This is a genomic window from Nocardia acididurans, from assembly GCF_016741815.1.
GTDB classification, from domain to species: Bacteria; Actinomycetota; Actinomycetes; order Mycobacteriales; family Mycobacteriaceae; genus Nocardia; species Nocardia acididurans.
The window spans coordinates 252,851-267,389 of record NZ_JAERRJ010000005.1; the positions used below are offsets into that span (position 1 = coordinate 252,851).

Annotated in this window: 12 protein-coding genes and 1 pseudogene; 3 read left to right on the plus strand and 10 right to left on the minus strand. The window is 68.6% G+C overall.

Annotation, left to right across the window (positions count from 1 at the left end; all coding sequences use genetic code 11):
* The first annotated feature begins 37 nt into the window (after nucleotides 1–37).
* Nucleotides 38–556 carry an Lrp/AsnC family transcriptional regulator gene (locus JK358_RS14295; RefSeq protein WP_201947748.1) on the plus strand — a complete coding sequence of 173 codons (519 nt, stop codon included), beginning with the start codon at nucleotides 38–40 and terminating at the stop codon, nucleotides 554–556.
* A gap of 86 nt (nucleotides 557–642) precedes the next feature.
* Here the strand turns inward: JK358_RS14295 and JK358_RS14300 are convergent, their stop codons facing one another.
* The 9 genes and pseudogenes from JK358_RS14300 to JK358_RS14340 form a co-directional block, all read right to left on the minus strand.
* Nucleotides 643–1,287 carry a GntR family transcriptional regulator gene (locus JK358_RS14300; RefSeq protein WP_201947750.1) on the minus strand — a complete coding sequence of 215 codons (645 nt, stop codon included), beginning with the start codon at nucleotides 1,285–1,287 and terminating at the stop codon, nucleotides 643–645.
* 26 nt (nucleotides 1,288–1,313) lie between these two features.
* The gene (locus JK358_RS14305) at nucleotides 1,314–2,294 is read right to left on the minus strand and encodes an isopenicillin N synthase family dioxygenase (RefSeq protein ID WP_201947752.1); all 981 of its coding nucleotides are present in this window, start codon (nucleotides 2,292–2,294) and stop codon (nucleotides 1,314–1,316) included.
* Between the two features lie 25 nt (nucleotides 2,295–2,319).
* Nucleotides 2,320–3,483: a substrate-binding domain-containing protein gene (locus JK358_RS14310; protein WP_201947754.1), complete on the minus strand. Its 1,164-nt coding sequence runs from the start codon at nucleotides 3,481–3,483 to the stop codon at nucleotides 2,320–2,322.
* Nucleotides 3,484–3,539: 56 nt separating this feature from the next.
* Entirely contained in the window at nucleotides 3,540–4,379 is an 840-nt protein-coding gene (locus JK358_RS14315) for an ABC transporter permease (protein ID WP_201947756.1), read from the minus strand.
* Nucleotides 4,379–5,131, minus strand: a complete 753-nt coding sequence (locus JK358_RS14320) for an ABC transporter ATP-binding protein (RefSeq protein ID WP_307817546.1) — start codon at nucleotides 5,129–5,131, stop codon at nucleotides 4,379–4,381. The genes JK358_RS14315 and JK358_RS14320 overlap by 1 nt, the downstream gene beginning before the upstream one ends.
* A 215-nt stretch (nucleotides 5,132–5,346) precedes the next feature.
* Nucleotides 5,347–6,706: pseudogene (locus JK358_RS14325) on the minus strand (amidohydrolase family protein).
* 192 nt (nucleotides 6,707–6,898) lie between these two features.
* Nucleotides 6,899–8,011, minus strand: a complete 1,113-nt coding sequence (locus JK358_RS14330) for a winged helix DNA-binding domain-containing protein (RefSeq protein WP_201947758.1) — start codon at nucleotides 8,009–8,011, stop codon at nucleotides 6,899–6,901.
* A 21-nt stretch (nucleotides 8,012–8,032) separates the two neighbouring features.
* Nucleotides 8,033–9,007: an NADPH:quinone oxidoreductase family protein gene (locus JK358_RS14335; RefSeq protein WP_201947760.1), complete on the minus strand. Its 975-nt coding sequence runs from the start codon at nucleotides 9,005–9,007 to the stop codon at nucleotides 8,033–8,035.
* Nucleotides 9,008–9,118: 111 nt separating this feature from the next.
* Entirely contained in the window at nucleotides 9,119–10,783 is a 1,665-nt protein-coding gene (locus JK358_RS14340) for a serine/threonine-protein kinase (protein ID WP_201947762.1), read from the minus strand.
* A gap of 179 nt (nucleotides 10,784–10,962) precedes the next feature.
* Here JK358_RS14340 and JK358_RS14345 point away from each other — a divergent pair, with 179 nt between their 5' ends.
* Together JK358_RS14345 and JK358_RS14350 are read left to right on the plus strand one after the other, a co-directional pair.
* Entirely contained in the window at nucleotides 10,963–11,736 is a 774-nt protein-coding gene (locus JK358_RS14345; RefSeq protein WP_201947764.1) for an acyl-[acyl-carrier-protein] thioesterase, read from the plus strand.
* 113 nt (nucleotides 11,737–11,849) lie between these two features.
* Complete coding sequence (locus JK358_RS14350; RefSeq protein ID WP_201947766.1) at nucleotides 11,850–12,605, plus strand: hypothetical protein; 756 nt, start codon at nucleotides 11,850–11,852, stop codon at nucleotides 12,603–12,605.
* Nucleotides 12,606–12,745: 140 nt separating this feature from the next.
* Here JK358_RS14350 and JK358_RS14355 read toward each other — a convergent pair whose 3' ends face one another.
* Nucleotides 12,746–14,416: an FAD-dependent oxidoreductase gene (locus JK358_RS14355; protein ID WP_201947768.1), complete on the minus strand. Its 1,671-nt coding sequence runs from the start codon at nucleotides 14,414–14,416 to the stop codon at nucleotides 12,746–12,748.
* Nucleotides 14,417–14,539: the final 123 nt, after the last annotated feature.

Below are 14,539 nucleotides of genomic sequence, written 5' to 3' on the forward strand. Positions count from 1 at the left end.
GGATCGTTGGCAACGCGAACCGAGCGGAGGTCCCGGCATGGCACGTACTCCGGCCAAGCTGGACGAACTGGATCTGGCCATCCTGACTGCCATGCACGAATTCCAGAAGGCGGGGATTCTCGAACTGTCGCGGCGCACGCGGGTGGCGCGGGCGACCGTGCAGTCACGCATCGCGCGCATGGAGGAGGCGGGGGTGATCGCCTCCTATGATCCGCAGATCGATGTCACGGCAGCGGGTTTCGATGTGCAGGCGTTCGTGACGCTGGAGATCTCGCAGGGGGCGCTGGAAGCAGTGGCCGCGGATCTGGAGGAGATTCCGGGGGTGCTGGAGGCGTACGCCACCACCGGATCCGGTGATGTGCTGTGCCGGATCGGGGCGGATTCGCATGCCGGATTGCAGACCGTGCTGTTGAGCATCGACCGCAGTTCCTCGGTGGTCCGGTCGCACAGCGTGATCGTGCTGTCGACGGTCGTCGCGCAGCGCACGCTGCCCCTGCTGCGCACGCTCACCCCCTCGGGCTCGAGCAAGGCTCCGGCCTACCGCAACGCGCATTGAGGGGTGGGAGGGACAACTCTCGAAACTCTCCGGGGCTTCGCCCCCGAACCCCCGCGATCCTTGGGCCACCGTGTGGCGGTGCGACGCTAGTGGCGGTCGATGCGGGTGATGAGTCCGTGGACGTGGGCTTCGGCGGCGCAGCGGGCCAGGTCGGGATGGCCGGATTCGAGGGCTTCGAGGATGCGGCGGTGTTCGCGCAGGGCGGTGCTGCGGTTGCGGGGGTGCCGCCAGAGGTCGCCGCGGTAGAGGTGCGCTTGGGCTTCGAGGCGGGCGAGTTCGGTTGCGAGGGTGGGGTTTCCGCTGTGGTCGCGGATGAAGGTGTGGAATTCGAGATCGAGGGCGACGTCGCGGGCGGGGTCGGCGTTGTCGCGCAGGTTGTCCTGTTGGGCGGACAGCATCTTGGTGAGTTTGCCGAGATCGGATTCGGTGAGGCGGGTGGCCGCGCCCGCGGCGGCCAGGCCGTCTAGGACCGCGCGCACGGCGAGGACATCGCGGATCTGGGCGTCGTCGACCACGGCCACCCGCGCGCCCGCGTGCGGCACCGTGACCGCCAGGCCCTCGTAGATGAGCTGCTGGACCGCCTCGCGGACGGGACTGCGGCTCACGCCGAGTCGCGCCGCGAGGGCCAGCACGCTCAGCGGCGCGCCGGGCTCCAGTTCCCCGGACAGGACGAGCTGCCGCAGCTGCCGGTGCACGGACGGACCGAGCAGTTCGCTGTCCGGTTCGGTCATGGATGGTCCTTTCGTTCGTTGAGAAATTACCCCTGCGGCCGGTAGTTGGCCTGGACCCGCTGGGTGAGGAAGTCGGCGGCGGTGACGGGCGGGTAGGTGCCGCGCGGGCCCTGGACGATTGCGTCCCGGTCGGCCTGGGCGAAGTAGGCGATGCTGTAGCGGTCGCCCTGGTACTCCCCCGGGCCGGGGCCGCGCACGCGGTGGAAGTTCGAGGGCAGCAGGTCGTCGCTCCAGCGGGTGAGCATGTCGCCGATATTGCAGGTGATCAGCGCCGAGGACGGGGTGATGGAGGTCCACTCCTGCGCGTCCATCTCCTTGCCCGGGCACACCTGCAGGCCGCCCTGGCCGTCGCGCTGGAAAAGCAGTGTGAGGCAGTCGAAGTCGGTGTGCGCGCCCGCCCGCCAGCGGCCCGGGGCAGCGCGCAGCTCCGGCGGCACCGCGAAGTAGTGCAGCAGGCGCAGGGTGCTCTGATACTGCGGCGACTCCGGATCGTGTGCGGCGGTGAAGTGTTCGCGCGGCAGGCCGAGGCGGTCGGCGAAGCAGGACAGCACCCGCATCGCCACCTCCCAGCAGCGGTGTTCGAAATCCAGTACGGCGGAGACGAATCCGGGCAGCTCGGCCTCGCCCGGCCACAGCCCGGCCATATGCGGCCGGGTGATCTGATAGGACTCCTTCTGGTCCGGCACACCGATCGAGGGCCGCACCTGGGTGCGACTCTCCCAGCCCGAGTTGTTCGCTTTGACCAGGGGGTACCGGGCTTTCACCGTGTCGTCGAGGGCGAAGAAGCGCTGTGCGTTCGCGAAGGCGGCGTCCATCAGCTCCTGCGGGATGTCGTGCCCGGAGAGCTGGAAGAATCCGATCTCGGTGGCGGCGGTCCACAGTTGCTCGGTGATCTCGGTGCGGCGGGCCTCGAAATCGGTGAGGTCGATGACGCGGATCTCCCGGGCGGTTTCCGCGCCGAGTCCGCCCATCTGCTTCTCGCGGGACAGTTCTGCGGTGTCGTACATGGATCTCCCTATCCGGTGGTGGTTATCAGCTCGCGGCGACGGTGCTGTCGAGGAATTCCTTGGTGACCAGGTCGCGGGCGGTGAGCCCGGCCGGTACGTCCGCGCCGCCGCGGCGCAGGATGGGCGCGAACTCGTCGATGACGCGCTGCACGCGGGCCTCGTCGAAACTGCCTGCCACACCGTCGGTGTCATTGCCGATCAGGCCCTGGTCGATGAGGACACGGGATCCGAAGGCGGCGAGTTCGGCGCTGTAGGGGCTGAAATTGGGGCTCTTGGCGACGACATCGACCACGGTCGCGTTCACCGGGTCCGGGTTCGCGCGGAATTGCGCTGTGGCCCTTTGGATCATGGGCACCAGGCGCTGCAGGCAGGGACGGAGTTCGTTCAGCTTGTCCGCGCGCACGTTGACGGTGCGGGCGTAACCCTCGTAGCCGACGTCCTTCAGGAGCTGGTAGGCGACAGGCTTGTTCCACGCGCGCACTTCGTGCTGGTAGACGTAGGGTTCGGAGTTGGCGAAGCCCTGCTGCGCGAAGGTGGGATCGGCGACGAACCGTGAGGGTGAGCTGTCGTAGGAGGAGTCGATCTGCGCGGCGTTCAACAGCCCTCGGCCGACGAGCCAGTCGGGATACAGCTGGCCCTGGGAAACCACCACGGGCGCACCGGATTTGCCGATATCGGCGATACCGCGCCACTCGGGATGCGTGCTGGGATCCCACATGAGCATCTGCGGGCTGTAGCGCAGCAGGGTGGTGACCGCGACGATCGGCTGCTTCGCGGCGGCCGCGATGGCGTGCTCGGAATGCGTGAGCCCCAGCGTGATCGACGAGTCGACATACATCTGCGAGGGCACTGTCTGGAAGCCGATGGCCGGGCCGCCGGCGCGGATCTCCAGCCGCACGCCGGTGTCCTTGCCGTCCACGACCAGTGGCCCGGTGACCTTGTTGTTGTCGGCGTCGACGCGGTAGCCGGGGCCGAGTAGGCCGAAGATGGGCCCGGAATCGGTTTCGGGTTCCCACTGCAGCTGGACCGCGACGGTGGCCGGGCAGACGCCCTCCAGTCGCTGTTCGGCGGGCGCGGCGGGTAATTGCACTGCCGCGGTGTCGTTTTCGGTGCCGGAGCAGGCGGTTCCGGTGGCCACCACGAGGGCGGCGAGTGCGGTGAGGCCGATGCGGCGCAGGGGTCGAGACATGATTTCTCCACAGAGGTGACGGAGCGGGTGTGGATAAGGCTGTGAGAGTTGGGGATTCAGCGGCCGGAGCTGTGCCAGCGGCCGACCGTGAGCCGCTGCGCGGCGGTGAAGATCGCGAAGACGGCGACGCCGAACAGGGCGGCCAGCAGCAGCGCGGCCAGCAGATCCTCCGATTGCAGGCGGGCGCGGTAGGTGTCGAGCAGGGTGCCGATGCCGGGCTGTCCCTTGGCGAAGAACATGTCGCCGATGACCGCGCCGGTCACCGAGAGCCCGGCGGCGGTGCGCAGGCTCGCTATGATGGACGGCAGGGCGGCGGGCAGTTCCAGGGAAACCAAGCGGCGCAGTCGATTCGCGCGGCCGAGGATGAACAGCTCGCGCAGGTTGGGGTCGACGGATTGGATGCCGAACAGGGTCATCGCGATGATCGGATGCACCGCGATGAGTACGCACACGATGACCCGGGCCGTGGTGCCGTAGCCGAACCACAGACCGATCAGCGGCACCACCGCGAGCACCGGCACCGCCTGCATGACAACGGCATACGGATACACGACCCGTTCGAACACCTTGGCCCGGGCCATGAGGACGCCGATGGCGATACCCAGTATCGCGGCCAGTGCGAGCCCGAGCACAGCCACGCGTGCGGTCACCGCCAGCGCGTGCAGCATCGTCTCCATTGTCGCGGGGTCGGACAGCGATTCGGTGAAGACCGCGTGCGGCGGCGGGAGCAGGAAGCGGCGTTCGGGGGCGAGCAGCACCGTCGAGACCAGATACCAGGCGGCTACGGCGAGCCCGAACGAGACGAAGGGAACGGCGATCCTGCCCAGGATTCGCGGCGGCCGCAGGGGCCGGGCGGAGCGGGCGGATGCGGGAGCGGAGGCAGCGAGACCGACCATCAGCAGGCTTCTTTCAGAGATCGGGACGCCCGGGCCACCAGGTCGGTGAAGGCGGGCTCGAAACGCATTTCGCGGGTGCGCGGATACGGCAGGTCGACGTCGATGACCTCGTGCACCCGGCCGGGCCGTGCGGACATGACCACCACGCGCCCGGCCAGGAACACAGCCTCCGACACCGAATGCGTGATGAACAGCGCGGTGAAGCCGTTGTCGCGGTACAGGCGCAGCAATTCCTCCTGCATGTGCAACCGCGTGATCTCGTCGAGCGCCCCGAACGGCTCGTCCAGCAGCATGAGCTCGGGCTCCAAAGCCAGTGCGCGAGCGAGGGATACGCGCATTCGCATACCACCGGACAGCTGCGCGGGCAGCTTGCCCGCGAAGTCGGCCAACCCCACCGCCGCGAGCGCCCGGGTGGCGCGCTCCCGGCGGGTCGCGCGGCTCATGCCGCGCAACTCGGCGCAGAGTTCGACATTGCGCAGCACTGTGCGCCACGGCAGCAGCGTGGCCTCCTGAAAGATGAACCCCACCGAATCCGTTTGCACGGCAACGGCTCCTGAACTCGGCCGCTCCAGTCCCGCCGCCAGCCGCAACAATGTGGACTTGCCGCACCCCGAAGGCCCGACAACCGCGACGAATTCGCCGCGCCGGAGGTCCAGGTCGATGTCGGCGAGGGCGATAACCGTTCCGGAATCGCCGCCGCCGTATCGCTTTCCCGCTCCGGTGAACGCGACCTCGGAGGCCGCACCGGGAATCAGGCCCGCTGCCGGAGTGGCGAGTTCGCTGGAATCCGGTGTCGTCGTGTGCGAATCCGCTGCACTGTCCGCTGTCGTCCGGCGATCGCGCACCGTGCTGTCGAGCACCACCACATTCACCTGCTCTCACTTGGTTGTGTGCACTGCGTGCTTGAAACCAGTTTGATCGAGTTCAATTACATGCAATTGATCGCCTGTTTCGAGTTCATTAACAGTCATTGCATGTCCCGCAGAAGCTTCGCCAGGTCCACCTCATCGATACGGGTGGAACGGCCGTCGACGATCACCGGGTCACCGTCCACCCAGACCGTGTCCACAACACGCGGTGAGGCGGTGGTGAGCAGGGTCGCGCCGGGATCACGCACCGGCAGGCAGGCGAAATCGCGGTCGAAGCGCAGCAGGGTGAGGTCGGCGCGGTCGCCCACCGCGAGGCCGGTGGGACCGGCGGGTTCGCCGAGGGCACGAGCAGCGCCCCGGGGTGGCGATGCGCATCATGTCGTCGAAGGGCAGGATGTCGGCGCGCTGGTGGGTGACGCGCTGCAGGTAAGCGCCCATGCGCAGGGCCAGCAGCATGTCCTGGGTGTCGTTGCTGGCCGCGCCGTCCACGCCGAGACCTACATCGATTCCCGCGGAGAGCATTTCGGGTACCGGCGCGACTCCACTGCCGAGGCGCATATTGCTGAGCGGGTTGTAGGAGACCGCGGCGCCTCGTGCGGCCAGCCGGGCGCGGCCTTCCGCGTCGAGGCGGCAGCAGTGCACGGCGAGGGTACGTTCGCCCAGCAACCCGCCCTCGTCGAGGTAGTCGACGGCCGAGCGGGCTGCATGCAATCGGCACATGTCCTCGTCGGTGCCGGTTTCCAGCAGGTGGATGGAGATGGTCTTGCCGTGTTCGGCGGCGAAGTCACGCACGGCCGTCATGCCCGCCGGCGTGAGGCAGCGGGGATTCGGCACCGCCAACGCGGTGGTGATGCGCGAATCCACCAGGCGCGCATCGAGTTCGGCGATATGCGCGAGGATCTCCGGAAGTGGCTGCAGCAGACGGGGATCCATACCCCATTTGCGCGAGGCATCGGCCCGGTCGGCGATCCCGCGCCCGAACACCACCCGGATCCCGAGCTCGTCCAGCGCGCGCAGCGCCGCATCGTGCACGGCCTCGGACGGATTCGGCCACAGGTGCTCGACCACCGTGGTCACCCCGCTGCGCAGCAGCTCCAGCCCACCGGCCAGCGCCGCGAGATAGGTCTGCTCCGGTGTCGCGGCCACCGTGAATTCGCCTACGCAGCGCAGCCATTCGAGCAGCGGCAGCCCCTCCCCCGCCCCGCGCAGCACGGACTGCTGTAGATGCGTGTGGGTGTTCACGAACCCTGGAATCAGGTGCCCGCCGCCGCCGTCGGTACCGGCGGCGGCGGAGTCGCCCGGCAGATCGGCGGCGACTCCGGCGTTCGGGCCGATCGCGGCGACGCGGCCGTCGACGATCACCACATCCTGGCCGGGTAACCAGCGCGGGCCGTGGGCGGTGGCGGCGTAGACGGTGACGTCACCGATGACAGCGGACATGGGTGTATTGCGCACCATGCGGCATTCCTCCATGGGGAAATGCGGCTGGTTCGCCCGCTGCGTCTCAGCGGTGCCCGTGCGTCCGTTTCAGCCATGAACGCCGTGCCGGAAGCCTAACGCGGCCGGATTGCATGCAGGTTAACCTGTCCGCGCCGAATGCGGCGCGGCGTGTGCGGCCGAGCCGGGCAGCGCGGATCGCTCGCGCCGGGATCAAGGGCGCAGGTCGGCTCCGAGGTCGAGGATTTCCACGCTGTGGTCGAGGCCGGGTTCCAGGAAGGCCAGCAGGGCATGGGATTCCGCTTCGACGGCGGCGCGGTCGGCGGCTGTCCACTTCGTCGAGGGGCTGATGCGCAGGCGGGCGGTGTCGCGAGTGGTGAAGACCTTGTAGAGGCCGGAGAGGAAGCCGTCGAGCAGGATCGGCGCGACGGCGGTGGCGAAGGCGCGCAGCGGGGGTGGCGCGTCGTCGCCGAGGATGCGGCTGCGATCCTGGTGGGAGAGAACGGCATTGTCGTACCAGCCGAGCAGGCGGACGGGGGCCGGGAGATCCGGATCCGCCAGTTCGGCGTCGGCGGCGTCGTAGAGGGTGCGGCCGCGCTCGTCGGTGTAGGTGCGGACGCGGTCGCCGAGTTTCGCCACCGCGGGTTTCATGCCGGTCATCTTGGACCAGGTCTGCATGTCCATGGTGGTGGCGGGGCCGAAGGCGCGCAGGTAGCGCAGGAGGAGTTCTTCGAGCGGGTAGCCCGGGTCGAGGGGTGCGCCGAGCCACGGTTCGACGCGGGACCAGACGGGGCGGCTGCTGTCGCGCCAGCGACCGCGCGGCGGGGTCTGCAGGACGGGGAGCTGGTACAGCCAGGTCTGCAGCACCGCGCCGGGATCGCGGTCGGGGTAGAGCTTCGCGGCCTGCTCACGCAGGTCGGCGGCCGACATGGGGGCGTCACCGAGTACGGATTCGCCGTGCGCGCGCACCTCGTCGGGGTCGAGGCCCACCATCGCGCCGTAGTTGAATCCCTTACGGAAGGGCACCTTTTCGAGTTCCGGCTGGATGTGCGGTGCGATGCGCAGCGCGTCCGGCGGCGTGACGAGGTGAATGGTGCCGCGCATCAACGTGATTCGCACCAGGGAGCGGTCTTCCAGCCCGGCGGACACCACCGCCGGGTCGAAATCCCTTACCCGGCTCCACAATGCGATGAAGGGCGGCAGCATATCCTGCGCCTGCAGCCCGATCAGGTGGTCGCACAGTTGCGCGACCGTGAGATCCGATCGCTCCAGCAGGTGCTGGCGGGCGAGCAGGGTGCGGTTCAGGACCCGGTTGGACAGCTTCACTGTGCACGCACGCTTCGGGATTCAGCGGAGGGTGACGACGACCTTGCCGGTGGCGGTGCGCTTGTCGAGCGCGGAGACGGCCTCGGCGGTGTGCGAGAGGTTGTAGAGGATCGGCTCCGGCGGGGTGATCTTGCCATTGGCGAGCAGGGGTTCCACCTCGGCCCACTGCTCCTGCAGGTAGCCCGGATGGGTCATGGCCCATTCGCCCCAGGCCGCGCCGACGACCTCGACATTCTTGAGCAGCAGCCGGTTCACCTTGACGGTGGGGATGTCGCCCGCGGTGAAGCCGACCACCAGCAGGCGGCCGCCGGAGGCGAGGGAGCGGACGCTGTCGGTGAAGCGGTCGCCGCCGACCGGGTCGAGCACGATATCGACGCCGCGCCCGCCGGTGATCTCCTTGACGGCGTCGAGCCAGCCGTCGGTGAGCACCACGTCGGTGGCCCCGTTGGCGCGGGCGACCTCGGCCTTCTCCTCGGTGCTGACGACCGCGATCACGCGGCCCGCGCCGAACGCCTGGGCCAGGCGCAGCGTGGAGGTGCCGATGCCGCCGGCCGCGCCGTGCACGAGGACGGTCTCGCCCTCGGCGAGGCGGCCGCGCTTGCGCAGGCAGAAGTGCACGGTGAGGTCGTTGAACAGCACGCCCGCACCGGATTCCAGTGAGACGTTGTCGGGCAGTTTGAAGACCATTTCAGCGGGGGTGACGGCCACTTCGGCGGCGGCATTGCCGAGCAGGGTCAGCGCGACCACGCGGTCACCGGCCTGCACGTGCGCGCCCTCGGGGGCCGAGCGCACGATGCCCGCGATCTCGCAGCCGACGACATAGGGCAGCTGCGGTTTCATCTGGTACTGGCCGCGGGTCATGAGCACGTCGGGGAAGGCGATCCCGGCGGCGTGCACGTCGATGACGACGCCGCCCGGATAGGCGGTGGGTTCCGGAATGTCACGGACCTCGATGGCTTCCGGGCCTTCCAGCTTGCTCACCACGGCTGCGCGCATAGTCGATCAACTCCGATCATTCCCACTGCTGTCATCTGCGAACTTAACCCATGGCCAGGTGAATTGTCCCGAGCGGATTGTTTTGCTGGTCGGACGCACAGTTGTCTGCGCTCAGCGGTGGGCGTATTCGATCATGGGCTCGTCGGCGAGGATATTGCCGCCCTTCACGATGGTGAGCGCGTTCGCGGTGATCTGGTACTGCGTGCCGTCGGTCGGATTGGTGGCGGTGAAGCCGCCCCCGCCGGTGGGCACCGGGTCGTCGAGTTCGATGCCCGCGCCGTCGCTGATCCGCACGCCCTTGTAGTAGTAGCGTCCGACACCGGTGCGGCACACCACGATTCGGGAATGCGAGGTGCGGCCGATGGCGTAGGCCGGGTTGTCGGAATTGCAGCGCGCACCGCTGGTCCCGATGAAACCCTGTGCGTCCGTGCCGGATACGGATCCGATCAGCGGGGCCACCGTGGTGGCCGGGGGATTCGTGTTGACGGTATTGCTGGTCGCGGCGGTGGTGCTCGACGCGGTGCGCCCGCCGGTCGTCGGCTGCGCGGTCACCGGCGAAGTGGTGCCCACGGCCGCGGTGCCCGATCCACCGGTTTCGTTGTCTGCCAGCAGGGTCCAGCCGAGGATGCCCGCCAGCAGCACCACCAGTCCGGCCAGCGCGCCCAGCAGCAGCGGCAGCGAACTGCGCTGCGGCGGCGGCAAAGGCAAAGGGGCGGAGGGATGTTCGGGGGCGGACCGGAATCCGTGTGGTCGACCGATCGGTTCGGAGGGCTGGTCGATCGGTCCGGAGGGGTGGTCGGTCCACTGCCGGTGCGGCCCGGACGGGTCGAAAGGCACGCCGCCGGGCGGTGTCCCGCCACTCGCGGTCGGATATCCGGGCGGCGTCGATCGGTATCGCATGGTCGGCGGGGCGGGCACCACGGTGCGGGTGGGGTCCGCGTGTTCGGCCTGCATGAGCGAGGCCCGCGCGGCCCGCGCCAACTGTCCCGCCGAGGTGTAGCGCCGGGTCGGATCCTTGGCCATCCCGATGGCGATGACCTGGTCGAAGGTGGCGGGGACGCCCGCGCGCACGCTGGGTCGCGGTGGCGGGGTGAGCATGTGGGCGCGGATGGTGGCCATATTGCTGTCGGTGCGGAAGGGCACCTCGCCGGTGAGGCATTCGTAGAGCACGCAGGCCAGCGCGTAGATGTCGGCGGTGGGTGAGACGACGACCTGCTGTTCGAAGCGTTCGGGGGCCATGTAGGCGAAGGAGCCGATGGCACTACCCGTACTGGTCAGTTGCACATCGGATTCCGCGTGCGCGATCCCGAAATCCACCAGGTACGCGAACAATTCACCGGTGAGCAGAATGTTGGCGGGCTTGACGTCCCGATGCACCAGGCCGCTCTCGTGCGCGGCGTCCAGCGCGGAGGCGATCTGCTCCACCACCGACACCGCGTGCGCGCACGGCAGGGGTCCTTCGGCGTGCAGATACGCCTTCAGATCGCGGCCGCGTACCAGCCGCATGTCGATGTAGAGGACCCCGTCCACCTCACCCCAGTCGTGCACCGGAATGACATGCGGTTCCTGCAATCTGGCGGCCGTGCGGGATTCGCGCCGGAATCGCTCCACATAGGTGTGCGATCTGGCCAGTTCCAGGTCGAGCAGCTTGACGGCCACGACCCGATCGCGCACCGTGTCGTGCGCTTCGTACACCTCGCCCATGCCGCCGACACCGAGCAGTCTGCGCAACTCGTACTGCCCGAATCGCGTGCCGGCCCTGTCGCCCGCGGCCAAACGGCTCGCCTCCCCTGCGCCGTGAAGTTACAACAGAACAGGCTACGGGCCTGCGCGCGCACTGTCATGCCCCCGAAAAGTCGAGGCGACTCGACGCGAGGGTATGACGCACGGCCCGTAAAGTCATGTCGGAACCAACGCACGAAAACGCGGCACGCCGTGCAGCGCGAGGAGCACCAGTGTCACTCGATCAGCCACTCCCCCCGCTTTCCCAGGAGGGCACGGGGTTCGCCACGGCGTGGCCCATCCGGGCTGGTGACATCGACCCGTATCTGCGGCTGCGTTTCGACGCGACGGCCCGGTACCTCCAGGATGTCGCCTGGGAGGAAATGCACTCCGGCGAGTTCCAGCGCACCGATCCGGCGTGGATCGTACGGCGCACGGTGGTGGACGTGGTGCGGCCCGTGCACTGGCCGGGCCGGGTGGAACTGCGGCGCTGGTGTTCGGCCATGTCGACGCGGTGGACGAATATGCGGGTGCGGATCACCAGCGACAGCGGCGGTCTCATCGAGACCGAGGGTTTCTGGATCAATATCAACGAGTTCACCAATATGCCGACGCGGATCAGCGACGACATGCTGGCCTCGCTGTCGCGCACCACGAACGAGCATCGGTTGCGGTGGCGGCCGTGGCTGATCGACCCCACCCCGCCGGAGTCGGATACGGATATGCCGTTTCCGGTGCGCGCCACCGATATCGACCAGTACAACCACGTCAACAACGCCATGTACTGGCAGGCGGTGGAGCAGTACCTGGTGGACTATCCGAAACTGGTGGCCGGGCCGCACCGGGCGGTGATCGAGTACATCGCGCCGGTGCTGGCGCGCCAGCACGTGACGGTGCGCAGCCGGTACGAACCGGGTGATCGGACCGGACATCCGGTGCTGCGGCTGTGGTTCGTGGTCGGCGGGGTGACGACCACGACGGTGCGGATCGGGCCGCTGCCGGGCTGAACGCCTTTCCGGTGCGACATCCCCGGCGAATTTCGCGATAGCCAACCAGTTGCCTGACACACTCGGCGGCGGGCCGATCACCACGGGGTGATCGAGAACAGGAGATCGCCGCCATGAGGCTCACCCAGCTCGCCCTGATCGCAGCCGCACCCGTGCTCGTCGCCGGGCTCGCCGCCTGCGGCAGTTCCTCGGATTCCGCGAAGAGTACGACCACGTCGTCCGCCGCGACCACCACCCAGACCACCACCCCCGGCGCGAGCACCACCCAGTCCACCGCGCCGCGCCCGCTGCCGCCCAACCCGACCCGGCCGCCGGTGCCGACCACACAGACACTCCGCGATGTGGATTGCGGACCGATAACCGGAGCTAATGGCAAGTCCGCCAACGTGATCGCGTACGCGAACCAGGCGGGCATTCCGGGATGCACCGAGGCGATCACGGTCGCCAGCGATTACGTCAACGCCACCCGTACCGGTGACGCGGTCGAGGTCGACGGCTGGACCTGTGAACCGCAGCCGGACACCGCCGTTCCGCACATCTGCTTCAGGGACGGCTTCCTCATCGGCCTGCGCGGCGATGCCGCCCCGAACCCGCCCGCACCACCGGTCACCACGACGTCCACCGCCCCGATCGCGGACGTCGACTGCGGCACCGTGACCGACGCCGGGGGCGGCACCCGCACCGTGATCGCGGTCGGCACTCCGAACGGCGTGGTCGGCTGCACCGAAGCCATCAATGTCGCAACGGAATACGCGCAGACCATCACCACCGGTGACGCGCTGGTGGTGCAGGGCTGGAGTTGCGCCGCTCAGGGCGACGGCGCAGCCTGCACCAAGGACGGGCTGATCATCTCCCTGCGGGGCAACTGATCTTGCGCGACGCAGCAACAGATTTGGCGAGTAGAGGGTAACTCGCCGGGGACGGGCTGACCCGGCCCGCACAGTACGGCGAGCCGGGTCGGAAACCGATGACACACCTGACCTGCCCGCAAAAGGCGCGGAGAGGCGGACTAGCCCTTGGCGGCCTTGAGCAGATCCTCCAGGCTGGTGAACTTCACGCGGGGGCGACCGGCGGCCTTGCCCGCGGTCTTCTCGGCCTGGTCGATGGCCTTCCAGCCGTCGCGGCCGACCTGGTCGGGCTGGCGTTGCGCGAGCAGGGCCTCCAGGTCGGCGCGGCCCTGGCCGGGCGCGGCGAGTTTGCCGGCGACGAAGTCCTCGATGAGCTTGTCGACGGTTTCCTGGGAGTCGACCCGATTGGAGCCGATGACGCCGCGCGGGCCGCGCTTGATCCAGCCGGAGACGTACACGCCCTGGACGGGCTCGCCGTCCGAGTTCAGTACGCGCCCTTGCGCATTCGGGATGACGCCGCCTGCCTCGTCGAACGGGATGTCGGCGACGGGTTCACCGCGGTAGCCGATGGAGCGCAGCACCAGGGACGCCTCGAGCACGCCGGTGCGGTCGGAGGCGCGGGCGATGGTGCGGCCGTTCTCCTCGACGAGTTCGTTGTGCACGTAGGTGACGGCCTGGACCTTGCCCTCGCCGGTGACGGCGGTGGGAGAAACCAGGTAGCGGAACACGATCCGCTTGTTGTCCGGGTTGCGGGATCCGGCCGCGTACTCCTGCGCGAGGGTGTACTTGAGCCGCAGCGACGGCTCCACGTCCGAGGAGTCGAGCTCGGCCCGCGAGGCCGGGTCGAGTTCCAGGTCCACCGGATCCACGATGACATCGACGCCCTTCAGGTGCGCCAGCGCCAGGAATTCCGAGGACGTGTAGGCGGCCTGCAGCGGACCACGCCGGCCGAGCACCACGACCTCCTTGATGTTGCTGCGGCGCAGCGCATCCAGGGCGTGGTCGGCGATATCGGTCTTGGCCAGTTCGTCCGGGTGCACGGTGAGCACGCGGGCCACGTCCAGTGCCACGTTGCCGTTGCCGACGATGACGGCGCGTTCGCCGGAGAGGTCGAATTCGCGGTTCGCGTAGTCGGGGTGCCCGTTGTACCAGGCCACGAATTCGGTGGCGGAGTAGCTGCCGGGCAGGTCCTCGCCGGGCACGCCGAGCTTGCGGTCGGTGGCCGCGCCGACGGCGTAGACGACGGCGTGGTGGTGGGCGAGCAGTTCCTCGTGCGAGATGTGCTTGCCGACTTCGACATTGAGCCGGTACTGCAGGGCGTCGCGGCGGAAGGCCGATTCGAAAAGGTTCGCGACCGATTTGGTGCCCGGATGGTCGGGCGCGACGCCCGCGCGCACCAGACCGTACGGGGTGGGCAGCCGGTCGAACAGTTCCACCTCGACGTCCGCGCGGCGCAGCAGTTCCTCGGCGGCGTAGCAGGCGGCCGGGCCCGCGCCGATGACGGCGACCCGCAGCGTGCCCAGTTCCTTGGGCGCGCGGCTGGGCGCGACGAGCGGCTCGAAGTTGGATTCGAGCGGATGCCGCTGGAAGTAGGCGGCATTGATGTCGCGGAACCGCCCCAGCGAGGCGAGCAGGTCGTCCTCGGAGAAGATCGCGTCGACGGGGCAGGCGTCCACGCACGCGCCGCAGTCGATGCAGGTGTCCGGGTCGATGTAGAGCTGCTCGGTGGTGGCGAATTCCCGTTGCTCCGGGGTGGGCCGAATGCAGTCGACCGGACACTCGGGTACGCAGCTGGCGTCGTTGCAACAACGCTGCGTGATCACATAGGCCATATCTCGCAGATCCTCGAAACAGTCGCGGTGCTACTCAGCTCGGGTTCGAGCGGGGTCGGTAGAACACGTTCTAATATATGCGTCGTTCCGGTGTGACTCGCCACCCCGGTGTGACGTCACCTT